22 protein-coding genes are annotated in these 23732 nt (G+C 71.2%); 13 read left to right on the top strand and 9 right to left on the bottom strand.

Going from position 1 to position 23732, the window contains the following annotated elements:
• Positions 1–4 precede the first annotated feature (4 nt).
• From AB0C27_RS10445 to AB0C27_RS10435, 3 genes are read right to left on the bottom strand one after another with little or no spacing between them, the layout of a single operon-like run.
• Positions 5–1249 (bottom strand): ABC transporter permease, encoded by a 1245-nt coding sequence (locus tag AB0C27_RS10445; RefSeq protein WP_357840883.1) that lies wholly within the window; start codon positions 1247–1249, stop codon positions 5–7.
• A complete protein-coding gene (locus AB0C27_RS10440; RefSeq protein WP_357840880.1) occupies positions 1246–2004 on the bottom strand; it encodes an ABC transporter ATP-binding protein in 759 nt (252 codons plus the stop codon). The genes AB0C27_RS10445 and AB0C27_RS10440 overlap by 4 nt, the downstream gene beginning before the upstream one ends.
• Entirely contained in the window at positions 2001–3146 is a 1146-nt protein-coding gene (locus tag AB0C27_RS10435) for an HlyD family efflux transporter periplasmic adaptor subunit (RefSeq protein ID WP_357840877.1), read from the bottom strand. The genes AB0C27_RS10440 and AB0C27_RS10435 overlap by 4 nt, the downstream gene beginning before the upstream one ends.
• Before the next feature lie 145 nt (positions 3147–3291).
• Here AB0C27_RS10435 and AB0C27_RS10430 point away from each other — a divergent pair, with 145 nt between their 5' ends.
• Positions 3292–5115 (top strand): efflux RND transporter periplasmic adaptor subunit, encoded by a 1824-nt coding sequence (locus tag AB0C27_RS10430; protein ID WP_357840873.1) that lies wholly within the window; start codon positions 3292–3294, stop codon positions 5113–5115.
• Between the two features lie 202 nt (positions 5116–5317).
• On the opposite strand, the gene AB0C27_RS10425 is transcribed toward AB0C27_RS10430, so the two are convergent.
• The 3 genes from AB0C27_RS10425 to AB0C27_RS10415 form a co-directional block, all read right to left on the bottom strand.
• The gene (locus AB0C27_RS10425; RefSeq protein ID WP_357840870.1) at positions 5318–6883 is read right to left on the bottom strand and encodes an alkaline phosphatase D family protein; all 1566 of its coding nucleotides are present in this window, start codon (positions 6881–6883) and stop codon (positions 5318–5320) included.
• A 112-nt stretch (positions 6884–6995) separates the two neighbouring features.
• A complete protein-coding gene (locus AB0C27_RS10420) occupies positions 6996–7595 on the bottom strand; it encodes an HAD family phosphatase (protein ID WP_357840867.1) in 600 nt (199 codons plus the stop codon).
• Positions 7592–8434, bottom strand: a complete 843-nt coding sequence (locus AB0C27_RS10415; RefSeq protein ID WP_357840863.1) for a hypothetical protein — start codon at positions 8432–8434, stop codon at positions 7592–7594. The genes AB0C27_RS10420 and AB0C27_RS10415 overlap by 4 nt, the downstream gene beginning before the upstream one ends.
• 169 nt (positions 8435–8603) lie before the next feature.
• Between AB0C27_RS10415 and arfB the strand changes: the two genes are divergently transcribed.
• Positions 8604–9011 (top strand): alternative ribosome rescue aminoacyl-tRNA hydrolase ArfB, encoded by a 408-nt coding sequence (gene arfB, locus AB0C27_RS10410; RefSeq protein WP_357840860.1) that lies wholly within the window; start codon positions 8604–8606, stop codon positions 9009–9011.
• 4 nt (positions 9012–9015) lie between these two features.
• Here arfB and AB0C27_RS10405 read toward each other — a convergent pair whose 3' ends face one another.
• Positions 9016–9456: an NUDIX hydrolase gene (locus AB0C27_RS10405; protein ID WP_357840857.1), complete on the bottom strand. Its 441-nt coding sequence runs from the start codon at positions 9454–9456 to the stop codon at positions 9016–9018.
• Between the two features lie 77 nt (positions 9457–9533).
• Between AB0C27_RS10405 and AB0C27_RS10400 the strand changes: the two genes are divergently transcribed.
• The 3 genes from AB0C27_RS10400 to AB0C27_RS10390 all read left to right on the top strand — a co-directional run bounded on the left by AB0C27_RS10400 (position 9534) and on the right by AB0C27_RS10390 (position 13373).
• A complete protein-coding gene (locus AB0C27_RS10400; protein ID WP_357840854.1) occupies positions 9534–10463 on the top strand; it encodes an acyl-ACP desaturase in 930 nt (309 codons plus the stop codon).
• 114 nt (positions 10464–10577) lie between these two features.
• On the top strand, positions 10578–12668 hold the full coding sequence (locus tag AB0C27_RS10395) for an AarF/UbiB family protein (RefSeq protein WP_357840851.1): 2091 nt from the start codon (positions 10578–10580) through the stop codon (positions 12666–12668).
• 105 nt (positions 12669–12773) lie between these two features.
• Positions 12774–13373, top strand: coding sequence for an NAD(P)H-dependent oxidoreductase (locus tag AB0C27_RS10390; RefSeq protein ID WP_357840849.1), 600 nt, complete (start codon positions 12774–12776; stop codon positions 13371–13373).
• A gap of 31 nt (positions 13374–13404) precedes the next feature.
• Here AB0C27_RS10390 and AB0C27_RS10385 read toward each other — a convergent pair whose 3' ends face one another.
• Together AB0C27_RS10385 and AB0C27_RS10380 are read right to left on the bottom strand one after the other, a co-directional pair.
• Positions 13405–13809, bottom strand: coding sequence for a hypothetical protein (locus AB0C27_RS10385; protein ID WP_357840846.1), 405 nt, complete (start codon positions 13807–13809; stop codon positions 13405–13407).
• Positions 13810–13967: 158 nt separating this feature from the next.
• Positions 13968–14756 carry an HAD-IIA family hydrolase gene (locus AB0C27_RS10380; protein ID WP_357840843.1) on the bottom strand — a complete coding sequence of 263 codons (789 nt, stop codon included), beginning with the start codon at positions 14754–14756 and terminating at the stop codon, positions 13968–13970.
• Positions 14757–14809: 53 nt separating this feature from the next.
• On the opposite strand from AB0C27_RS10380, the gene AB0C27_RS10375 reads away from it, so the two are divergent.
• The 8 genes from AB0C27_RS10375 to AB0C27_RS10340 all read left to right on the top strand — a co-directional run bounded on the left by AB0C27_RS10375 (position 14810) and on the right by AB0C27_RS10340 (position 23732).
• Positions 14810–15997, top strand: a complete 1188-nt coding sequence (locus AB0C27_RS10375; RefSeq protein WP_357840840.1) for a M20 family metallopeptidase — start codon at positions 14810–14812, stop codon at positions 15995–15997.
• Position 15998: 1 nt separating this feature from the next.
• On the top strand, positions 15999–16976 hold the full coding sequence (locus tag AB0C27_RS10370) for a zinc-dependent alcohol dehydrogenase family protein (RefSeq protein WP_357840837.1): 978 nt from the start codon (positions 15999–16001) through the stop codon (positions 16974–16976).
• A gap of 145 nt (positions 16977–17121) precedes the next feature.
• Positions 17122–18954, top strand: a complete 1833-nt coding sequence (locus tag AB0C27_RS10365) for an ABC transporter substrate-binding protein (protein WP_357840834.1) — start codon at positions 17122–17124, stop codon at positions 18952–18954.
• A 3-nt stretch (positions 18955–18957) separates the two neighbouring features.
• On the top strand, positions 18958–19965 hold the full coding sequence (locus AB0C27_RS10360; protein WP_357840831.1) for an ABC transporter permease: 1008 nt from the start codon (positions 18958–18960) through the stop codon (positions 19963–19965).
• Positions 19962–20867, top strand: coding sequence for an ABC transporter permease (locus AB0C27_RS10355; protein WP_357840828.1), 906 nt, complete (start codon positions 19962–19964; stop codon positions 20865–20867). Before AB0C27_RS10360 ends, AB0C27_RS10355 begins: the two co-directional genes overlap by 4 nt.
• A 2-nt stretch (positions 20868–20869) precedes the next feature.
• A complete protein-coding gene (locus tag AB0C27_RS10350; protein ID WP_357840825.1) occupies positions 20870–21868 on the top strand; it encodes an ABC transporter ATP-binding protein in 999 nt (332 codons plus the stop codon).
• A complete protein-coding gene (locus AB0C27_RS10345) occupies positions 21865–22875 on the top strand; it encodes an ABC transporter ATP-binding protein (RefSeq protein ID WP_357840822.1) in 1011 nt (336 codons plus the stop codon). Before AB0C27_RS10350 ends, AB0C27_RS10345 begins: the two co-directional genes overlap by 4 nt.
• Positions 22875–23732: a GNAT family N-acetyltransferase gene (locus AB0C27_RS10340; protein ID WP_357840819.1), complete on the top strand. Its 858-nt coding sequence runs from the start codon at positions 22875–22877 to the stop codon at positions 23730–23732. The genes AB0C27_RS10345 and AB0C27_RS10340 overlap by 1 nt, the downstream gene beginning before the upstream one ends.

Raw genomic sequence — 23732 nt, 5'->3', positions numbered from 1 at the left:
CTCCTTACTCGTGGCGCAAGGCCTGGATCGGCCTGAGCTTGGCCGCCCGGTTGGCGGGATAACTGCCGAAGAACAGCCCGATCCCCAACGAGACGCCCAGCGCCAGCACGACCGACGACGGCACCAGGACCGGCTCGATGCCGGCCACGCTGAACCTGGTCCCGACGAACGCCACCAGCACCCCGGACAGCCCGCCCACCAGGCTCAGCAGCGTGGCCTCCATCAGGAACTGGCCCAGGATCGCGCTCCTGGGCGCCCCGATGGCCTTGCGGATGCCGATCTCGCGGGTGCGCTCGGTGACCGTCACGAGCATGATGTTCGTGATGCCGATGCCGCCGACCAGCAGCGAGATCGCGGCGACGGCGCCGAGCAGCACGGTGAAGGTGCCGGTCGCCTCACTGACGGTCTCCTGCAACGTGGCCTGGTTGAGTATGCGGTAGTCGGGATTGTCGTTCGTGATGCCGTGTCGTTGGTTGAGGATAGCCGTGACCTCGGCCTGGGCCGTCGTGGTGGTGCCGGCTCCGGTGGCCTGCACGACGATCTGGCCGAGCGGGCCGAACCCGCTCAAACTCTGCTGTACGGCCGGCAACGGCGCGATGGCCACGTCGTCGGCGTCCTGCATGCCGGTGGAGCCCGACGCCTTCAGTACGCCGACCACCGTGAACGGCACCCCGGACACGCTGATCCGCCCGCCGATCGGGTCGGCGTCGCCGAAGAGCTCCTCGGCCACGGTCCGGCCGAGCACCACGACCTTCCTGGCGGCCAGGACGTCGTCGTTGAAGAAGTAGGTGCCCTGGGCCACGGGCTTGTTCACGGCCTCGAAGTAGCTGGGGTACGTGCCGACGAACTGCCCGATCGCGTGACTGGCGGCCCCGTACGCGGCGGTGGCCGAGGGGGCGTTGACGACCGGCGAGACGCTCTTGACCGACGGGGCGAGCGTCCTGTCCGTCAGCGCCTTGGCGTCGGCGAGGCTGAGCTGCCTGGCCTGGGTGCGCGGCCCGGTGTTCCCGCCGTCGGCCGGCCCCCGTACGCCCCCGCCGCCGCCCGAGAAGGACGGGGAGATCGTGAGCGTGTTCGCGCCGAGGCGCTGGATGTTCTGCTGGATGCTGCGTGACGAACCCTCGCCGACGGCGACCAGCATGATGACCGCGGCCACCCCGATGAGGATGCCGAGCGTGGTCAACGCGCTGCGCAGCTTGTTGGCCAGCAGGCCGCGCAGGGCGAAACGGAGGATCTCGATCCGGTTCACGCGGCGTCCTCGCCCTGTGGCAGCCGCGGCGGCGGGCCGTCCACCGGCGCCTGTCTGCGGTCCTCGACGACCTCGCCGTCCACCAGCCTGATCACCCGCTTGGCGTGCGCGGCCACGTCGTCCTCGTGCGTGATCAGCACGATCGTGCGGCCGGACGCGCTGAGCCGGTCCATGATCTCCAGGACGTCGCGGGTGGAGGCGGTGTCGAGGTTGCCGGTCGGCTCGTCGGCCAGCAGCAGCGCGGGGGCGGTGACCAGCGCTCTGGCCACGGCGACGCGCTGCTGCTGGCCGCCGGAGAGCTGGTTCGGCTCGTGGTGCACGCGGTCGGCCAGGCCGACCTGCTCCAGCGCGGCCAGGGCCCGCGCGCGCCGCGCGGCCAGGGCGACGCCGCCGTACACGAGGGGCAGTTCGACGTTGGCCAGCGCGCTCATGCGGGGGATCAGGTTGAACGACTGGAAGACGAAGCCGACTCTGCGGTTGCGCAGGACGGCGAGCTGGTGCTCGTCGAGGCGGCCCGCGTCGGCGCCGTCGATCAGGTACGTGCCCGAGGTCGGGACGTCGAGGCAGCCGAGGATGTTCATCAGCGTGGACTTGCCCGAGCCGGACGCGCCCATGACGGCCACGTAGTCGCCCCGCTCGACGTCCAGGCTGACGCCGCGCAGGGCGCGCACCCGGGCGTCGCCCTCGCCGTACTCCTTGACGAGGTCGCGTACGCGCAGCACGGGGACGGATGCGCTCTCCTCCTGAACGGTCATCGCCTGCCTCCGCCCGGCACGCCCCCGCCACCGGGGAACCCGGCACCGCCGCCGAACTGGCGCTGCCCGCCTGTCGTGCCGTTCGCGGGCGCCGGGGGCACGATCAGGTCGCCTTCCGACACGCCCGACCTGATCTCCGTCAGCGTCGTGCCCCGCACGCCGACCTCGACCGCGACTCTGCTCTGACGGCCGTCGCGGAGCACGGTGACCGTGCTGCGTCCGCCGCTGGTGGACACCGCCGTCGAGGGGACGGTGACGACGTCGTCGGCCCGGCCCACCACGACCTCGACGGTGGCGGTCTGGCCCAGCCTGACCTGGTCGGGGACCTCGCCGAACGTGACCGTGACCGGGTAGCGCACCACGTTGTCGCTGGTCGAGGCGACGGGCTGAATCTGGGTGACCTTGCCCGCGGCCGTCACGCCGGGCAGCGCGTCGAACGTGATCGTGGCCTCCTGGCCCTGCTTGAGCCGGCCGACGTCCGACTCGGTGAAGGTGCCCACGAGGCGCAGCCTGGTGGTGTCGGCCAGCTCGACGAAACCGCCGCCGGACGTCGTGCCCTGTCCTGAGCTCGTACCGCCTGACCCAGAGCCCGAGCTCGATGCTGAGTTTGATCCTGAACCGTCGCCTGAGCCTGCGCTCGTGCCGCCGACCGAGCCGTTCACCGCCGTGATCGTGCCCTTGAACGGGGCCTTCAGCACGGTGGCTGCGACCGCGCGTCGCGCCTCCCTGTAGGCGTTGCGGGCCTTGACGAAGGCGGCGTAGAGCCGGGCGGTGTCCGTCCCGTCGTCGAGGGCGCTGTCGTACGCGGCCTTGGCCGCCGACAGGCTCTCCTGGGCGGCGGTGTCGTCCAGCCTGGCGAGCAGGTCGTCCTTGGCCACCTTGTCGCCGGGCTTGACGTAGATCTTCGCCACGGTTCCGCTCGTACCGAACGAGAGCGCCCTGGACCGGGAGCTTTCGACCGCGCCCGAGGCGGACACCGAGGCGGTCACCGAGCCGCGGGAGGCGGTCACCGTCCGCACGGCGCTCTCCCCCGACGCCTGGCCCGCGCCGAGCTGGGCGTAGGCGAGCCCGGCGCCGCCCAGGAGGAGCACCGTGAGCACTCCGTTGGTAATCAGCGCTCTGCGCCTGATCGACACCTTCACGGCGGTGACCCTTGCACACGAGGCTGCGCCGCAGCCGCGAGCAGCCTGAACGTTCGCTGACAAGCCGGCGTCCCGCGCGGGCACTCAGGCAACTCTGAGGGTCCTGACAGCTCGGCGCGATCCTGCTGGGCCAGGATGTCCCCTCATGAGACCGACTTTCGCGCTGGGCGGGCTCGCCCTGGCCGTGCTCGTGGCCGGGTCCGGCCTGGCACTGGCTCTGCGCGACGACACCCCGCCCGCCGTCCAGGCACGGCTGGCCGCCGCCCAGCGCGGGCAGGTCACGGCCGCGGTGAGCGCGGCGGGTGACACCGTGGACGGCTCGCGCCGGGACCTGGCGTTCGGCTCTTCGGGGACGCTGACGAAGGTGTACGTGAAGGTCGGGGCGAAGGTGAAGAAGGGCCAGGTGCTGGCCAGGATCGACGGGCGGGCGGCGCGGGAGGCGTACGAGGCGGCCAAGGCCGATGTGGCGGCGGCCGAGGAGTCCAGGGACGAGGCCGCGTCCGCCCCCTCGACTGGCGGCGGCGACCGGGCCCCCGCGACCTGCGTGCCCACGGCCGGCCCCGGGAAGAAGGCTTCGACGCCCGCGAGCACGGGCCGAGCGACACCGGTCCCCACGGGCGCGACGCCCGTCCCGACGAACAGCCCATCGGACAGCCCGGCGGGAGTGCTGGTGGACACCGCGTTGGGGGGCGGCAGCGGGGGTTACGGGCCCGAGGAGCCTTATGGGGAGAAGACGGATCCTGGTACGGGCGAGGCACGCGGCAGAAGCCCGCGACCCACGCGCACGCCGACCCCTACGCCGACGTCCACCCCGACGTCCAGGCCCACGTCCGGCCCCACGGAGCCCGAGCCCCGGCCCACGGTGACGGTCACCGTGACCGCGACCGCGACCGCGACCGAGAGCGTCACGGCCACCGTGACGGCGACCGTCACCGCCAGGCCGACCGGCGGCTCATCGGACGGCGGCACCGGCGGGAACGAGCAGCCAGGAAGCCACCCCTCCACGACCGCCACCCCACCCGACCGACCCGCCACCAGCACGCCCACCAGCGCCAAGCCGTCCACCAAGAAGCCCATGGCCACCGGCAAGCCCACGGGCGGCGGCAAGCCGACCTCCGGCACCGGCCACCCCTCCCAGGGTTCCTGCGGCGGGACCGCCGGCACGGGAACCGGCAGCACCACCAAGGCCGCAGGAACCACGGGCACAGGCGGCACTGGCACAGGCGGTACGGAGACCGGCACCAAGGGCACCACCAGCGCTGACGCTAAGGACGCCACCGGTGGTGAGGGCGGCGCGGGGTCGCAAGCTGCCGGCGGGCTCAGTGCGGAGCAGGCAGCGGCGGACGTGGAGCGCGCCGAAGCCGCGCTCCAGCAGGCGGCCGACGCCGTACGGGCGACCAGGATCGTGGCCCCGGCGGCGGGCACGGTCCTGTCGGTCGCGGGCGGACCCGGCGACCGGGCGGGCACCGGCACCTTCATCAGCCTTGGGGACCTCGACGAGCTGCAGGTCCAGGCCATGGTCACCGAGTCCGACGTGGGCCGGCTCAAGCTCGGCCAGCGGGCCGTGGTCACGCTGGCCACACGCGGTGACGAGCGCCACGAGGGGACGGTGACGGCCATCGCGCCCACCGCGACCGTCGACGGCCGGCTCGTCCGCTACCCGGTGACGGTCGCTTTCGACGAGCCGCCGGCCGGGCTCATGCTCGGCCAGACCGCGTCGGTGACGATCACGACGGGCCAGGCCAGGGACACGATCTACGTCCCCGCCGCGGCGGTGCGCAGCCGCTCCGACGGCACGCAGGTGGTCACCGTACGGTCCGGCGGGCGGGACGCGTCCAGGGTGGTGCGGACCGGGGTGCGCGGCGACCAGTACGTGGAGGTCGTCTCGGGCCTGGGCGAGAGCGACCAGGTGGTCCTGTCGGGCGGCACGCCGGGCGAGTTCCCCGACGGGAGCTGGCCCGGCGCCTGAACCGGCCGGTCCGGACGGCGACCACCCGCCCGCCCGGGCCGGCCTCTCTCCCGGCCGGACTCCGCCCCACCTGCCATCCGGAGTCCGGCCGGGCCTCACCACACCCCCGAAGCGCCCGCCAAGGGCCAGGAAGAACCTCGGAAGGGCCTCGGAGGGTCTCGGAAGCGGTTGAGCAAACCCTCAGCATCCTCCCAGCCGACGTTCAGCCCGTGCGGGGTGGGGCGGCCTGGGCCGCGGCGGCGGTGGTGTCACTGGTGGACGGGATCGTGATCCGGTGGGACGTCTTGGCACGGGCGCCCCTGCGGGAGATGTAATCCAGGGTCCTGAAATCCACCGACAACTCGTCCTGGGTCAGCCGCGCCATCAGATACCCGCGCCGCTGATCGATGTACGAGATGTGCGGATTCTCCTGAAGTGCCTCCGAGATCCACGTCCGGTCCCGGTACCCGTCCCCGTCGCTCGCGATCGACGACGCCACCAGTTCCCTGGCCACCACCGGCGAGTCCGGGTCGTCGAAGTCGGGCTTGAGCTCGGCCAGGTGGTGCATGTGCGCGTCCCCGGTCAGCACCACCGGGTTGGGGGTACGCGCCAGCGAGCCCAGCAGCCGGGTGCGTTCGGCCGCGTAGCCGTCCCAGGAGTCGAGGTTCACCTCGCGCCCGGGCCCGACCTTGAAGTCCCGCTGCGCCATCAGGATCTGCTGACCGAGCAGGTTCCAGCGGGTGGTGGAGCCGTTGAGGCCGCTCTCCAGCCAGCGCCACTGGCCGGCGCCGAGGAGTGTGCGCCCGTCGGAGAGCCGTTCGTCGCAGCCCGCCCGCACGCCGTCGAGGCAGGCCTGGTCGTCGCGGAACTGCCGGGTGTCGAGCAGGTGGAAGCGGGCCAGCGTGCCCCAGGAGACGCGCCGGTTCACACGGAGCACCGCGCCCTGGAGGCTGCCCTTTCGCAGCGGCATGTTCTCGTAGTACGCACGGAACGCCTGCGCCCGGCGCTGCTCGAACCCCTGGGCGCCGGTGCTGGAGACGGGCCCGGCCCAGTTGTTCTCCACCTCGTGGTCGTCGAACGACACCAGCCACGGCGCCACCGCGTGCGCGGCCTGGAGGTCGGGGTCGCTCTTGTACTGGGCGTGCCGCAGCCGGTAGTCGGCGAGCGTGCGGCACTTGCCGGGGCTGTGGGTGCGGACGCGGCCGGCCAGGGCGGTGTAGCCGCTGGGGCCGTACTCGTACATGTAGTCGCCGAGGAAGACCACCAGGTCGGGCTCCTGCTCGGCCAGGCGGCGGTAGGCGGTGTAGTAGCCGTGCTCGTAGTGCGCGCACGCGGCCACGGCGAACGTGAGCGGAGTCTCCCCCACCGGCGTCGTCCTGGTGCGGCCGGCCGGTGAGAGGCGGCCCTGGCTTCTGAACCGGTAGAAGTAGTCGCGCCCCGGCCGCAGCCCCTTCAGCTCCACGTGGACGCTGTGGGCGTCGCGCGCCCTGGCGGTGGCCGTACCGGATTCGACGATCTTGGAGAAGCGCTCGTCGGTGGCGACCTGCCAGTCCACCTCGACGTCGCGGGAGGGCATGCCGCCGCGGCCGTCCCCGCTCATCGGGTCGGTGGCGAGCCTGGTCCACAGGACGAAGCCGTCGGCCGAGGGGTCGCCCGAGGCCACGCCGAGCGTGAACGGGTCGGATCTGAGTGTCCTGGACGAGGAGGCCGCGGCGGCCGCCGCCGGAGCGGCGGGCTGCGGGAGGAGGAGGCCGGCTGTCGCCGCTGTCAGGAAGGCTCTGCGGTCCACGTCATCAGGTATCGCCGCCCGCGCTGACTCCGCCGTGACAACGGAGTCAAGCGTGGGTGAACAGCATCGGTCCGGTCGTTCCATCCGCAAAATGGACAGAGCAGGACAAAGATCAGTGGACGGGGCCCGGCACGTCGGGGAGTGCGGCGCGCAGGGCGGTGGCGTCGGTGAAGTGCACGCCGGTCATGCCCGCCCGCCGCGCGCCTTCGACGTTCTCCTCCCGGTCGTCGATGAAGACGATCTCGGACGGATCGGCCCCGAGCCCGGCGGCCAGCCGGTCGTAGATCGCCCGGTCGGGCTTGACCAGCCCCATCCTGCCGCTGTAGAAGCGGTGCCCGATCGCGGCGATCCAGGGCAGCTCGTCGAGGCCGTCACCGACGCAGATCGGCGCGTTCGACAGCAGCGCCACGTCGCGGCCGGCCGCGAGCAGGTCGTCGAGCAGCGCGACCGTGCCCTCGTCTGGGTAGGCCCAGCTCGCCACGTCCCTGGCGACCAGCCGGGCGACCTCGGTCGTGGTGGCGGGCCTGCCCAGGACGGCCGACCAGTAAGCGTGCGGGCTCAGGCCGCCCCGGTCGAACTCCAGGCGGTGCTCCCAGTAGCCGAGCTTGAACGGGCCCGGCTCGGCGCCCACGGCCCGCGCCATCGCGTCGGCGTCGGACTCGGGCTGGGGCAGGGACAGGACACCGCCGTAGTCGAAGACAATCCACGTCATGCCACGAATGGTCGCAGATACGGGTCGAGCGCCGGGCAGCCTAGGTATTTCTCGGCGGTGTGGAAGTCGATCCAGTCGAGGTTGACCAGCTCTTCGACGTCCACGCCGGTGAAGCTGGCGGCCAGGGCGGGCGGGATGGCCGCGATGTCGTCCTTGTCGGCGATGTTCACCCAGCGCCCGACCCCTCGGGGCCGCTCGCCGCGGCCGTTGACGGGGGCGGGCAGGAGGCGCTCGAAGACGACGTTGCGCATGCCCAGCGGGCTGCCGAGGGTGATGAGCAGGTCGACCTTGAGGTCGGGGTTCGCCCACAGGGCCTCGTACGTCACCACGCTGCCGAGCGAGTGGGCGATGACCACCTTGGGCCGGTTTCGCCGGATGACCTCGGCCACGGCCTTCCGGGACTTCTCCCGCTTGGCCGCGTCGGTGAGGTAGGCGGCGACCTCCGGCGCGAACAGCTTGGCGAACGCCGCCGACCTGCCGTCCAGCCGGTCCAGCAGCCAGCCGGTGGCCGACTTGAGCACGCCGGTGACGTGCTCGCCCACGCCGAGGTTGCGCGCCCAGCCGATGACCACCTGCTGGGCCTGCAGCTCCATGGCGGCGGCCGCCCGGCGCGGCACCGCCGTGTCCGCCCCGTCGACGGGGCCGTCCTCACCGTCGTGCAGCAGGTGGGAGAAGTAGGCGATCTCGGCGAAGTACGCCCGCGCCTCCCCGCCGAGCGCGGCGTGCAGGTAGCGGTCCCACTTGCGCCGCATCACCTCGGCCGCGCCCGTGGCGGACCGGCCGGCCTGGAGGTAATAGTTGTACTTGCCGATCCCGTGAACGCCGACGATGACCGTCATCCGCGCCTCCCCAACCCCGTGATCCTCTCGCGCGATATTGGCATACGCCGCTTGCACCCGGCCGTCAACCAGGTTCCGGCGGGAGAAAACCACTGGGGGCGGCATAGGCCGTCCCGATACGGTGACATGTCACTGCAGAACGCTCGTTACGCGAACAGGAGCTCCACCCATGCCCGGCCCGCTGGTCGTCAACGACTCGATCGTCATCCCCGACATCGAGCTCGTCTGGCGCTTCTCCCGTTCCTCAGGTCCGGGCGGCCAGGGCGTCAACACCACCGACAGCCGGGTGGAGCTGACCTTCGACGTGGCCGCGACGACCGCGCTGCCCCCGGCGCTCAAGGCGCGGGCGATCGAGCGGCTGGGCTCCGGCACGATCACGATCGCCGCCTCCGAATACCGCTCCCAGCTGCGCAACCGGGAGGCCGCCCGGCACCGCCTGGCGCAGCGGCTGCGCGAGGCCGTGGCCCCGCCGCCCAAGCGCCGCCGGGCCACCAAGCCCAGCAGGGGCGCCGTCGAGCGGCGGATCAAGTCCAAGAAGCACCGCTCCGACGTCAAGCGCCTGCGCCGCGACCCCTGAGCTTTCAGGGGATGAGGCGGGGCAGGCGGGTGACGAGAGCGGCGAGATAGCCCGCCACGGCCTGCGGGATCAGATTCCTGGCGTGCAGCTCCGAGCGGGCCAGGGGAACGTGCTCCACCTCGTACAGCCCGTACGCCGGGTCCTCGAACTCCGGCCCGTGCCGCAGCTCCGGGTCCATCGTCTTGAGCCGGCAACCGAAAACGTGCTGCGTCTTGACCTCTCCCCGCCACGGGTACGACACGCTGACCAGAGGCGTCACCGCGTACACCGTCGCGCCGAGCTCTTCCAGCAGCTCCCGGTGCAGGGTGTCCTCCAGCGAGCCGTCCTCGGGCTCGACGTGCCCGCCGGGCACGGTCCAGTAGAGCGGGCGCCCCGGCACCGTCCGCCGGAACAGGACCAGCCGCTCGTCATGATCGAGCAGGACACCACGGACACTAGGTCGCATACATCCACCCTATTTGACCGGTATGTCCTTCGGGTAGCCTAACCTACGGTACCGTAACCTGAAGGAGAAGATCATAGATGGCGATGACTCAGACGGAACTCCTCCACGAGCTCGAACCCGTGGTCGCGGGAGAGCTCGACCGGCACGAGAAGATGGCCAAGGAGTGGTTCCCGCACGAGTACGTCCCGTGGAGCCAGGGCCGCGACTTCGACGGCATCTACGGCGGCGAGGCGTGGCAGGACGCCGACTCCAAGATCCCGGAAGCGGCCCGCGTGTCGCTCATCGTCAACCTCCTCACCGAGGACAACCTGCCCAGCTATCACCACGAGATCGCCACGACCTTCGGCCGTGACGGCGCCTGGGGCACGTGGGTGCACCGCTGGACGGCCGAGGAGGACCGCCACGGCACCGCCATCCGCGACTACCTCACCGTCACCCGCGCCGTCGACCCCGTGGCGCTGGAGCGGGCGCGCATGGCGCACATGGAGAGCGGGTTCGTCACCGAGTACAACACGATGCTGCAGCAGCTGGCGTACGTCTCCTTCCAGGAGCTCGCCACCCGCATCGCGCACCGCAACACCGGCCGGGCCTCCGGCGACGAGGGCTGCGAGCGGCTGCTGGCCAGGATCGCCGCCGACGAGAACCTGCACATGCTCTTCTACCGCAACCTGCTCAAGGCGGCCTTCGAGCTCGACCCCAACCAGACGATGCGCGCGGTGACCGACGTGGTCACCACCTTCCAGATGCCCGGCCAGGGCATGGACGGGTTCGCCCGCAAGGCCCTGATCATCGCCAACGAGGGCATCTACGACCTGCGGCTGCACCTCGACGACGTGCTCATGCCGGTCCTGCGCCAGTGGGCGGTGTTCGACAAGACCGGCCTCGACGCCGAGGGCGAGAAGGCGCGCGAGGAGCTGTCCTCGTTCCTGGCCAGGACCGAGGACACCGCCGCCAGGTTCGTCGAGCGCCGCGAGGAGCGCCGCGCCCGCGCCGCCGCCCGGGGCTAGCCGAACACGCCGGGCGTGCGCGCCCTCGCCCGGCGATACCGGTACGAGCCGGTCGATTCTCCCTGACACGGAACACGACCGGACAGTCGTGTCGGCGTGGGAGGATCCTGGCCCATGCACTTTCCCACCGCGGTGGTCGTCGGGATCGCCACACTGCTGACCATCATGCTGCTCGCGGTCGCGACGCAGCGGCTGCTGGATGTCAGGTTCGGCGCGCTGCGCACGTTCCTGGCCACGCTGCTCGCGTTCGTGCTCGCGCAGCCGGTGCTGGAGCCGATCCTGAGCACGATCGGCCCGATGGACGGCGGGCAGCCGCCCGACGCGGCCGCCCTGGGGCTGCTCCTGCTGGTCCTCATGTGCATGGTGCTGATCCCGATGACGGTGCTGGTGGTGGCCGAGGCGCTGGTGCCGCCCGGCTCGCTGCCGGGGCCGCTGGAGCTGGCCAGGTCCGTACGCGGCCGGCTGTCGCGGGGCCGGCGCTACTCCCAGATCACCAGGATCGCCGTCAGGCACGGCCTCGGCCCCTACCTTCGGGGGCGGGGCGAGCGGCTGGACGACCGGTCGGGCAAGCTGCGCCTGGCCGCGTCGCTGCGTGCCGCGCTCGACGACGGCGGGGTGACGTTCGTCAAGCTCGGGCAGGTGCTGTCGACCCGGCGTGACCTGCTGCCCGCCGAGTTCGTCGAGGAGCTCGGACGGCTGCAGGACCAGGTCGCCCCGGCCCCGTGGGAGCAGATCGAGCCGGTGCTGCGCGCGGAGCTGGGCGGGCCGGTGGACGAGGTGTTCGCCGCGTTCGACCGGACGCCGCTGGCCGCCGCCTCGATCGGGCAGGTGCACGCGGCCCGGCTGCGCTCCGGCGCGGACATCGTGGTCAAGGTGCAGCGGCCCGGCATCGAGGCGGTCGTCGGCAAGGACCTGGAGATCGTCCGGCGGCTGGCCGCCACGCTGGAGAGCAGGACCCGATGGGGGCGCTCGCTCGGCCTGCGCGACCTGGCCGAGGGGTTCGCCACGGCGATCAGGGAGGAGCTGGACTTCCGGATCGAGGCCGCGAACATGGCCGCCGTCTCCGCCTCCCGCGGCACCCCACGCGCCGCCGAGACCACCGAGAGCGCCGCCGGCCACGCCGGGACCTCCCCCGGCCACGCTGAGAGCCCAGCCGGCTCAGGCGGTCTCCTGAGCGGCTCCAGAGGCGGCGGGACGGCCGTCGCCTACCCCGCGCCGGTCGGTTCCATGTGCTCGGAGCGGGTGCTGGTCATGGAGCGCCTGTCGGGCCGGCCGATCACCACGGCGAACCAGGAAGAAGGGCCGCGCCTGGCCCGCGACCTGCTCGACTGCCTGTTGCGGCAGATCCTCGTCGAAGGCGTCTTCCACGCCGACCCGCACCCGGGCAACCTCATGCTGCTCGACGACGGCACGCTGGGCCTGCTCGACTTCGGCTCGGTCGGCCGGCTCGACGCCTCCGTACGCTCGGCGCTCCAGCGCTTCCTGCTCGCCATGAACCGCCAGGACCCGCTGGGCGTCACGGACGCGCTGCTGGAGGTGGTGCCGAGACCGGAGGAGATCGACGAGCCCGCGCTCGAACGAGCCCTCGGCCAGTTCATGGCCAGGCACCTGAGCCCCGGCATGGACAGCGCGCGGATGTTCACCGACCTGTTCACGATCGTCTCGGAATACGGCCTGTCGATCCCGCCCGAGGTGGCCGCCGTCTTCCGCGCGCTGGCCACGCTGGAGGGCACGCTGGTGCGCCTGTCGCCCGGCTTCAACCTGATCGGCGAGGCCCGCGCGTTCGCCGGCCGCCATCTCAGCGAGCAGATCACCCCCGAGACGATCAAGGAGTCGCTCACCCAGGAGCTGACCGCGCTGGTGCCGATGCTGCGCCGCCTGCCGCGCCGGGTCGAGCGGATCGCCAGTGCCGCCGAGCACGGCCGCTTCACCGTCAACGTGCGACTGCTGGCCGACGAGCGCGACCGCCGCTTCGTGACGGGGCTGCTGCACCAGGTGCTGCTCACGGTGCTGGGCGCCACGGCCGGGCTGATGGCGGTCATCCTCCTCGGCACCGAGGGCGGGACCCCGCTGGTGGGCACGACGAGCCTGCTCCACCTCATCGGCTACAACCTGCTGGTGATCTCGGCGATCCTGGGGCTGCGGGTGCTGGCGCTCGTCTTCCGCCGCCCCCGCGCCTCCGACGAACGCAGCGTCGCCCGGTAGGCGCTTCTCCGGGAGCCCCGGCAGGCGATCCCGAGGGCGCCCGGTAGGCGGATCTACCAGCGTGTCCCCACGTACGGCAAAGACTGTGCGCCTCTTGACCCGGCCGTGGTCTTGGACATCCGAGGCATCGGGCAGGTTCTCGGTAACACCGGAACCCCTTGGGAGCAGTGGGTGAAAATCATCGGGATCGCCGCCAGTCTCCACACGGGGTCATTCATCACCAGATTGTTGGACGCAGCGGGCGGCGAACTGCCGGACAGTGTCGGGTTCGACGTGTGGCGCGGGCTGGAGGAGATCCCGCCGTACCGGAGCGGGCCGGTGCCGGCCGCGGCACGCGAGCTGCTCACCCTGGTCGCGGACGGTGACGGGGTGCTGCTGACCGCTCCCGAGCACAGCCTGCTGCCGCTGGAGCTGACGTACACGCTGGACTGGATGTCGGCCAGGGACGGGCTGTCGGGCAAGCACGTGGCGGTGATGAGCGCGAGCGCGCGCGCCTGCGGGGCCATGTGGGCGCAGGCGGAGCTCTACAAGCACCTGCTGGGGGCGGGCGCCGTCGTGAGCGGGGCCGAGCTGGTGATCTCACCCGCCTGGCCGCTCTTCGGCGACGACGGCCAGCTGATCGCTCCCGACCTGCGCGACCAGGTACGCGCCGTGATCCGGCGGCTGTGCCCGTCGGACGTCATGGAACCGGCGCTGTCGCTCTAGCCGGGACCGCCCTGGACCGCCCCCGTGGCCGTCACGCGTCCCAGGGCGTGCGTTTCAGCAGCCGGTCGAGCTTGATGTTCATGTCCATCGCCTCGGAGCGCAGGAAGTCGAACTCGCGCCGCCACTGCTTCCTGAACTTGTCGATCTCGATGGAGAGCTGGGCCCGCAGTTCCTCGATGAGGTCCGGGCGCTCCGTCATCGCCCTCCGCACGCTCTCGACCTCGATGCCCATCGCGGCGAACTCCTCGGTGAACTCCACCACGGCCTGGTCGATCTGGCTCTGCATCGTCGCGAGCCCCGCCTGCAGCTTCATGGACCGTTCGGCGATCTCGTGCAGGAGAATCACCTGCCGTTCGAGATCGCCACCGTGCTCCATGGTGGTCTCGAGATCCTCGACGCGAAGTTTCAAGTCGAGCAGCTCAGCCCGTACGTCCACGTCACCCCGCCCTTTGCCGGCCGTCTCCGATGCTGTCAGGACATCGTCGCAGCCTGTGAGCACCCCTGCCACCCGGAGGACAACGGCGGGTGAGGATCTGTCCGCCCGCCATCTCAGCGAGGTAGAGGATTTTCCCCCGGCGGGGTCGGACAGCGGGGTCAGATCAGGTCGATGAGATCGGCCACGGAGTCGACGACCAAGGAGGGGCGGTAGGGGAAGCGGTCGATCTCGTGCCGCTGGGTGACCCCGGTGAGGACGAGGATGGTGAACAGGCCCGCCTCCATGCCGGAGACGATGTCGGTGTCCATGCGGTCGCCGATCATGGCCGTGGTCTCGCTGTGGGCCTCGATCTCGTTGAGCGCGCTGCGCATCATGCGCGGGTTGGGCTTGCCGACGAAGTAGGGCTCGACGCCGGTGGCCTTGGTGATGAGCGCGGCGACCGCGCCGCAGGCGGGCAGCGAGCCCTCGGTGGAGGGGCCGACGGGGTCGGGGTTGGTGGCGATGAAGCGGGCGCCGCCCTCGATGAGGCGGATGGCGCGGGTGATCTGGGTGAAGCTGTAGGTGCGGGTCTCGCCGAGCACCACGTAGTCGGGGTCGAGGTCGGTCAGGATGTAGCCGACCTCGTGCAGCGCCGTGGTCAGCCCGGCCTCGCCGATGACGTACGCCGAGCCGCCCGCCCGCTGGTCGTCGAGGAACTGGGCGGTGGCCAGCGCGGAGGTCCAGATGGACTCGGCGGGCACGTCGAGGCCGGCGCCGGCCAGGCGGACCGACAGATCGCGCTGCGTGTAGATCGAGTTGTTGGTCAGGACCCGGAACTTCCGGCCGGACTCGCTGAGTCGTTTGATGAATTCGTCCGCGCCCGGGACAGGACGTCCCTCGTGGACGAGCACGCCGTCCATGTCGGACAACCAGGAGTCGATCCGCTTACGCTCAGTCACGCGGCCCATGGTACCGAGCGCGCCTTATCGACTTCCCGCCCGGCACGTGAACAATGTTCTTCATGTCGTTCATCGAATCCGCCCAGGACATGCGGGACGAGCTCGTCCGGCTCAGGCACTCCTTGCACACCACCCCCGAGCTCGGCCTGCACCTGCCGCGTACGCAGGAGAAGGTGCTGGCGGCGCTGGAGGGGCTGCCCTTGGAGATCAGCACGGGGAAGGCGCTCAGCTCTGTCACCGCCGTGCTGAGAGGCGGCCGGCCGGGGCCCGCGGTACTGCTGCGGGGCGACATGGACGCCCTGCCCGTGACCGAGAAGAACGACCTGCCCTACGTCTCCCAATTGCCCGGTCAGATGCACGCCTGCGGGCACGACCTGCACACCGCGATGCTGGCGGGGGCGGCGCACCTGCTGAGCGCGCGGCGCGACGAGCTGGCCGGTGACGTGATCTTCATGTTCCAGCCGGGCGAGGAGGGTCACGACGGCGCCAAGCAGATGATCGGCGAGGGCGTGCTGGACGCGGCGGGGGCGCGGCCGGTGGCGGCGTACGGCATGCACGTGGTGTCGTCGATGTTGCCGCCGGGGCTGTTCGCGTCGCGGCCGGGGCCGATCATGGCGGCGGCGGACGTGTTCGCCGTGACGGTGAAGGGGCGCGGCGGGCACGGTTCGACCCCGCACATGGCGCTGGACCCGATCCAGGCGGGCTGCGAGATGGTCACCGCGATGCAGACGATGGTGACCAGGACGTTCAACGTGTTCGACCCGGTCGTGGTGACGGTGGGCAGCTTCCACGGCGGGTCGGCCGACAACGTGATCCCCGACGAGGCCAGGTTCGAGGCCACGGTGCGCACGTTCAGCAAGGAGAACCGGGCACTGGTCAAGCGGCGGCTGGAGGAGGTCGTGCGGGGCGTGGCGGCGGCGCACGGGCTGGAGGTGGAGACGGCGCTCGGGATGGGCTACCCGGTGACGGTGAACGACCAGGACGAGGCCGCGTTCGTGGGCGCGACGGCCGACGAGCTGTTCGGTCCCGGCCGCTACTTCGTCTCGCCGCAGCCGGTGATGGGGTCGGAGGACTTCTCGTACGTGCTGGAGAACGTGCCGGGCGCGTTCGTGTTCCTGGGGGCCTGCCCGCCCGGCAGGGACCCGGCGACGGCGCCGTACAACCATTCGCCCGAGGCGCAGTTCGACGACGCGGTGCTGCCCGACGGGGCCGCCCTGTACGCGTCGCTGGCCTTCTCCAGGCTGTCCTGACATGCGTGCCTGGGTGGTGGAGCGGCCGGGGCCGATGGCGTCGGGGCCGCTGGCGCTGATCGAGCGGGAGGTGCCCGAGCCGGGGCCCGGTGAGGTCCTGGTGGAGGTGGAGGCGTGCGGCGTGTGCCGTACGGACCTGCACCTGGCCGAGGGCGACCTGGCTCCGCGACGGCCCAGGACCACCCCCGGGCACCAGGTGGTGGGCCGCGTCGTGGGCGGGGCCGGGGCGATCGGCGCGCGGGTGGGCGTGGCCTGGCTGCGCTCGACGTGCGGCCGGTGCCGCTACTGCCTGCGGGGCATGGAGAACCTCTGCCCCGACTCCACCTACACCGGGTGGGACGCCGACGGCGGCTACGCCGACTATCTCGTGGCGCCCGCCGACTACGTCTATCCCCTGCCCGACGACCGTCCCGCCGAGTGGCTGGCCCCGCTGCTGTGTGCCGGGATCATCGGCTACCGGGCGCTGGCGCGCTGCGACCTGCCCGCCGGCGGGCGGCTGGGCATCTACGGGTTCGGGGCCTCGGCCCATCTGACCGCGCAGGCGGCCATCGCGCAGGGCGCCACCGTGCACGCGGTGAGCAGGTCGGAGGGTTCCCGGCGGCTGGCCCTCGACCTGGGCGCCGCCTCGGCAGGGGACCGGCCGCCCGAGCCGCTCGACGCGGCCATTCTGTTCGCGCCCGTGGGTACCCTGGTACCATCGGCGCTCGAAGCGCTCGACCGGGGCGGCACTCTGGCCGTGGCGGGCATCCATCTCACCGACGTGCCGGTGCTCAACTACGAGCGGCACCTGTTCCAGGAGCGGACGCTGCGCAGCGTGACGGCCAACACCAGGGCCGACGGGCGGGCGTATCTGGAGCTCGCGCTGGCGCATCCGCCACGAGTGACGACGACGGCCTATCCGTTCGAGGAGGCCGGGCGGGCGCTGGCCGATCTGGCCGCGGACCAGGTCAACGGCGCGGCCGTCCTGGTAAAGACCTGACCGAATGCTTGATGGCGCTTAGCACCACTTCGTACACTCATGAAGGAAAGTTACATTAGCCTCACAACCACTGGAGATTATTGACGCTGGTTCGACGCGATCGTAATGTCCGGTCAATCCCTAGAGACATCCCCCGGAGCGGCAAATGAAGCGACTGGCAGCGGTAGTGGCGTTGCTGGGCCTTGCCACCGCGACAGCGGCGTGCAGCGGCGGTACGACCAACAAGTCCGGCGGCTCGGGCGGCGGTGGAGGCGGACTCTTCACCACGATCGACGTGAACCGGCCAGGGCTTGAGGCGTCGGCCCCGGCCAACCCGTACAACCCGAAGGGCAATTCCTTCCCCGGCTACAGCTCCATGAAGCTGGGCTGGGTCGTCAACCACCTGACCGACCCGAACAAGGCTTTGCCAGGTCTGGCGGCCAGCTGGGAGATCGCGCCGGACAATTCGGCCATCACCCTCAAGCTGCAGCCGAACGCGAAGTGGTCGGACGGCAAGCCGGTCACCGCCGAGGACGTCAAGATGTCCATCGGCATCGCCTACACGCAGGGCAGCACGGCCTTCTCGGTCACGCCCGGCGCCGCCGGCGCGGCGGCCGAGGTCGAGGTCGTCGACCCGCAGACCGTGAAGATCACCCAGGACATGGCCAACCCGAGCCCCAAGTTCGCCCGCGGCGTGCTCGACACCACCGTCCTGCCCTCGCACGTGTGGAGCAGCGTGCTCCCCGCGGACTTCTGGGACAAGCTGAAGGCCGCCCGCGGTGAGGGCGCCGACGCCGAGAAGGCCCGCGAGGAGGTCACCGCCCTGGGCGAGAAGGTCATCGCCTTCGCCCCGCCGAAGGACGTCTCCGCCGGCCCGTTCGTGCTGGAGCGGGTCAACCCCTCCGAGGCGCTGCTGGTCAGGAACAAGTACTTCTACAACGCCGCGAACGTCGCCCCGGCGCAGGTGAAGTTCCTCAACTACACCGGCAACGAGCAGATCTGGAACTACCTGACCCAGAGCAAGCTCGACCACGCCGGCTTCACCGCCGCCCCGACGGACGTGATGAACCGGATCAAGGCGGCCTCGGGCAACGAGGTCATCAAGGGCTACTCCCCCGTCGCCGTCGGCATGGCCTTCAACCAGACGAAGAAGCCGTACGACAACGTGCACGTGCGCAGGGGCCTGGCCTACCTGATCGACCGTGACCAGGTCACCAAGGTCGCCTCGCCCGAGGGCGGCACGCCCGCCGCGACGACGAGCGGCATCCACCAGAAGGCCGCGCAGGCGTGGATCCCCGAGACCGTCCCGCAGCTTGAGCAGTACAAGCCGGACGTGGCCAAGGCCGAGACCGAGTTCAAGGAGGCCGGCCTGGTCAAGAAGGACGGCAAGTGGACGCTCGCCGACGGCAAGCCGTGGAAGGTGTCCATGCACGCGCCGTCCGGGTTCTCCGACTGGCTCTCGGCCCAGGAGAACATCAAGAGCCAGCTCATCAAGGCCGGCGTGGACGCCGAGGTCGTGACGACCGCCGACTACCCGCTTTACCTGGAGGAACTGGCCGCCGGCAAGTACGACGCCGGCTTCTGGCTGATGGCGCTCGGCCCCGCGCCGTACGACATCTTCCAGCGCCTCTACGGCGCCTCCAACGGCTGGACCAACGTCGCCGGCAAGGTCACGCACGCAGCGGCGGGCAAGAACGGCAACTGGATGGGCGGCCCCGAGGAGATCGAGGTCGACGGCGAGAAGATCAACCCCGGTGAGCTGACCGGCCAGCTGAACTCGGCCGACGAGCAGGCCGCCAAGCCGATCATGGCCAAGCTGGCCAAGGCGGCCAACCAGGACCTGCCCGTCATCCAGCTCTGGGACTACATCAACACCCAGTTCGTCAACAACAACCGTTTCACCGGCTGGCCCCACGACGACGAGGTCCTGCGTATGGGCACCGGCGTCCTGCCCTCCGGCGTGTGGATCCAGCAAGGTCTGATCAAGGCGAAGCAGTAGCCTATGACGCTCATCGCGCGGCGACTCGCGGGCCACCTGGCCCGCGGGTTCGTCATGATCCTGGTCGTCGCGACGATCAGTTTCTTCATCGTCAACAACATCCCCGGCGACCCCATGGCCGCCCGCTACGAGAAGCTGATCGAGCAGGGGATGGCGCCGGAGGCGGCCAGGCAGGCCGTGAAGGTGCTGTACGGCTTCCAGCCCACCGGCACCCTCTGGCAGCAGTACTCCGACTACATCACCGGCCTGCTCCACCTCGACCTCGGCGTCTCGGTGACCAGGCCGGGGACTCCCGTGCTCGACGTGCTGACCGACGCGGCCAAGTGGACGATCGTCCCGGTGCTGGTGGGCACGCTGCTGAGCTTCCTGGTCGGGATCATCTTCGGCGTGTACGCCGCCATCAAGCGCACCGGCAAGCTCGGCGACGCCCTGTCGATCTCCGGCTCGCTGCTGCACGGCATCCCGCAGTACGTGCTGGCGATGCTGCTGGTGGTGATCTTCGCGACGCTCATCCCGATCCTGCCCGCCGACGGATCGGTGGACATCCTGTACGAGCCCGGCTTCAACGGCCCGTACATCGGCTCGCTGGTCGAGCACGCGGTGCTGCCGGTGCTCACGTACGCGCTGTCGGCCTACGGCGGATGGGTGCTGGCGATGAAGTCGAGCGTGGTGACCGTGCTCGGTGACGACTTCATCCTGGCCGCCGAGCTGCGCGGGGTGAAGCGCTCGATCGTCTTCCGCTACATCGCGCGCAACGCGATCCTGCCGCTGTTCACGATGCTCGCCCTGTCGCTGGGCCTGCTGCTCGGCGGCGCGGTCTTCATCGAGAAGATCTTCAACTATCCGGGGCTCGGCTGGTTGCTCATCAGCAGCGTCACCGACCGCGACTACGCCCTGATGGGCGGGGCGTTCCTGCTGATCACCGTCGGGACCATCCTGGCCAACATCGTGGCCGACCTGTTCTACACGGTCATCGACCCGCGCGTGCGCAGCGGAGAGGAGGCGTCGTGAGTGCCACGCTGATTCCGGAGACCGGCTCGGCCGCCTCGGAGATGCGCCGCAACTTCTGGCGCGGCGTCTGGCGGGTGATGAAGCGCAAGCCCAGCCGCCTGGTCGGGGTCGTCATCATCGCGGGCTTCATCGTCATGGGGGTCGTCGGGCCGATGGTGCTGCCCGAGCACCTGCCGTCCGACACCAACGCGATCACGCAGGCGCCCAGCTGGGAGCACTGGTTCGGCACCGACCCGCAGGGCAGGGACGTGCTCGCGCTGGTCATCACCGGCTCGCGCTACGTGCTGCTCACCGCCGCGGTGACGGCGCTCATCACCGTCGTCGTGGGCACCTCGATCGGCCTGTTCTCCGGCTTCAAGCGGGGCCGCTGGGACACCGTGCTGATGCGGTTCACCGACATGAAGCTGACGATCCCCGGCCTGCCGCTGCTGCTGGTGCTGGCCACCGTGTGGCAGTTCGGCAGCCCGCTGCAGATGGGCCTGGTGCTGGGCCTGCTCGGCTGGGGCGGCGTGGCCAGGGCGGTGCGCTCCCAGACGCTGTCGCTGCGTGAGCGCGGCTTCATCGAGGCGGCGCGCGGGCTGGGCCTGTCCACGACGCACATCATCGGCAAGGAGCTGCTGCCGAGCATGGCGCCGTACATCGCGATGAACATGCTCATCTCGGTGACCGGCGCCGTGTACTCCCAGGTGGGCCTGTTCTTCCTGGGCGTGCTGCCGTACGAGTCGGACAACTGGGGCGTCATGCTCAACCTGGCCGTGTTCCAGGCCGGCGCCATGATCACACCGAACGCGCTCGGCTACCTGCTGGCGCCGCTGCTGGCGATCCTGCTGCTCACGCTCGGCATCGTGCTCGTGGTCGACGCCATGGACGAGATCTTCAATCCCCGGCTGCGCGAGGAGTAACGGTGGGTACACAAGCGCCGGGAGTGCGCATCGGCGGCCTGACGGTCGTCTACAAGACCCCGGCGGGCGAGCTGCCCGCCGTCAGGGACATCAGCCTCACGCTGGAGCCCGGCACGATCACCGGCATCGTCGGCGAGTCCGGCTCGGGCAAGTCCACGCTGGCCCTGTCGCTGCTCAACGCCGTCCAGCCGCCCGGCAGGATCGCGGCGGGCAGCGTCGAGATCGACGGGCTCGGCGACGTGGTCGGCCTGGCCGGCGAGGAGCTGCGCAAGGCCAGGGGCCGGCACATCGGCTACGTCTTCCAGGCAGCACAGAACTCGCTCAACCCGCTCAAGACGGTCGGCAAGCAGCTGCTCGACCTGGGCCGCTCGCACGGCGTGGAGGACCTGCGCGGGCTGGTGCGCGAGGCCCAGGAGCTGCTCGGCCGGATGGGCCTGGACGGCGCCCGGGTGCTCGACTCGCACCAGCACGAGCTGTCCGGCGGCATGCGGCAGCGGGTCGGCATCATGCTGGCGCTGGTGCTCAACGCGCACCTGGTGGTGCTGGACGAGCCGACGACCGCCCTGGACATGATCACGCAGGCGAACATTCTGAAGATCGTCCGTGAGGTGCACGCCGAGCGCGGCCTGACCACGCTGGTCATCACGCACGACATCGGCGTGGTGGCCGAGGTGGCCGACCGGCTGGCCGTCATGTACGGCGGCCGCCTGGTCGAGCAGGGCCCCACCAGGGAGGTGCTCGGCGCGCCGCAGCACCCGTACACGCGCGGCCTGATCAGGGCCATCCCGCGACTCGTCGGCGACATCGACGAGGCGCAGGCATTGCCGGGACGCCCGCCGACGCTGGTGACCGTGCCGAAGCAGGGCTGCGTGTTCAGGGAGCGCTGCGCGCTGCGCATGGACGTGTGCGACAGCGTGGACCCCGAGCCTCAGGTCGACCAGGGCGAGCGCGGGCCGAGGACGGTCGCCTGCCACGCCGTGACGGTGAAGGAGCACGCATGATCACCGGGACCGGGGTCGTCAAGACCTTCAAGCAGCGGGGCAAGATGCTCGGCGCGCGCGAGGTGCGAGCGCTGCGGGGCGTGGACTTCGCCATCCCCAAGGGCGGCGCGGCCTCGTTCATCGGCGAGTCCGGGTGCGGGAAGACCACGCTGGGGCGGATCATCGCGGGGCTGGAGACGTACGACGAGGGTGAGATCGAGATCGGCGGCGTCCCCATGTCGGGGCTCAAGCACAAGCAGCGCCAGCCGCACTTCCGCAAGATCCAGCTGATCCACCAGGACCCGTACTCGGCCCTGAACCCGACCAGGACCGTCCACCAGACCCTGCACGCCCCGCTGAGCCTGCGGGCCGGGCAGACCGGGCGCTCGCGGGCATGGATCGAGGAGCGGGCGGCCGAGGTGCTGTCGCTGGTCGGGCTGGACCCGGGCACGGTGCTGTCGCGCTATCCGCACCAGCTCTCCGGCGGCATGCGCCAGCGCGTGGTCATCGCCCGCGCGCTGACCGTGGACCCCGAGATGCTGGTCGCCGACGAGGCCGTGTCGATGATCGACGTCTCGCTCCGGCTGGGCATCCTGGCGCTGCTGAAAGACCTGCGCGAGCGGCTCGGGGTCAGCGTGCTGTTCATCACGCACGACGTGGCCACCGCCCGCTACATCGGCGCCGACGGCGAGCTGTACGTCATCTACCGGGGGCAGGTCGTCGAACGCGGCGCGGTGGACACGATCATCGCCGATCCCGTGCACCCGTACACGCAGTCGCTGCTGTCGGCCATCCCCGTGCTGCACGGCCTGGAGCAGCCCGGTGAGCAGCCCGTGGTACCGCTGGAGTCGCTGGACGAGAGCCAGTCCGACGCGGGCTGCCTGTTCGCCCGCCGCTGCCCGTTCAGGGGCGAGCGGTGCGCGGACGAACGGCCGCTGCTGCGCATCACCGACGGGGCGCCGCAGGAGCACGCGTGCTTCTACCCCGAGCGCCGTGACGTGATCGCCCGGCCGATGAGCGAGGTGTGATGGCGCACGCCGTACGGGCTGCCGAGCCCGCCGAGGCGGCGCGCGCCGCCGAAGCGGCGCTGACGCTCGACGCCGGTGAGGCCGCCGCCCTGACGGAGGCGCTGTGGCGGCCTCCGGCCGGGCGGCGCTGGACGGCGCTGGCCACCGGCGGCGGCGTGGTGCTGGCCTCGATGTCGGAGAAGGATCCGCAGGCGGGGCACATCGACCTGCTCGCCGTGCACCCTTCCGCGCAGGGCCGGGGACACGGCACGGCGCTCGTGCGCGCGGCCGAGGAGTGGCTGCGCGGCCAGGGCGCGCGGCAGGCCCGTTTCGCCGGGAACCCGCCGTGTTACGCCTGGCCCGGGATCGACGTACGCTACACTGCCGCCGCCTGCCTGGCCGAGCGGCTCGGCTACGAGCGTTACCACGTGGCCTGGAACATGACCGCGGACCTGGCGACCGCCGACCTGTCCGTGGCGGACGAGCTGGCCCGGCTCGAAGAGTCGGGGGTCACGGTGCACGCGGCCGGGGACGACCGCGAGCGCGTCGCCGCGTTCGTCGCGGAGCACTGGAACGAGCGGTGGGCCTGGGAGGCGGTCAACGCGGCCGGGCTGCACTACGCCGAGCGCGACGGCCGGATCCTCGGCTTCGCCGCGTGGGGGTCTCGGCCGGCCTGGTTCGGGCCCATGGGCACCGCCGAGGACGCGCGCGGGCTGGGTCTCGGCCGGGTGCTGCTGCGCAGGTGCCTGGCAGACCAGCGGGCCGCCGGGCAGGACAGCGCCCAGATCGGGTGGGTGGGGCCGTTGCGGTTCTACTCGCGCGCCGTCGGCGCGCGAGCGGAACGCGTCTTCTGGCTCTACCGGCGCGATCTGGCGTGA

The sequence above is a fragment of the Nonomuraea sp. NPDC048882 genome (genome assembly GCF_040649755.1).
GTDB lineage: Bacteria > Actinomycetota > Actinomycetes > Streptosporangiales > Streptosporangiaceae > Nonomuraea > Nonomuraea maheshkhaliensis.
Note: the sequence above shows the minus strand (reverse complement) of the source record. Positions and strands in the feature narration are given on the sequence as shown.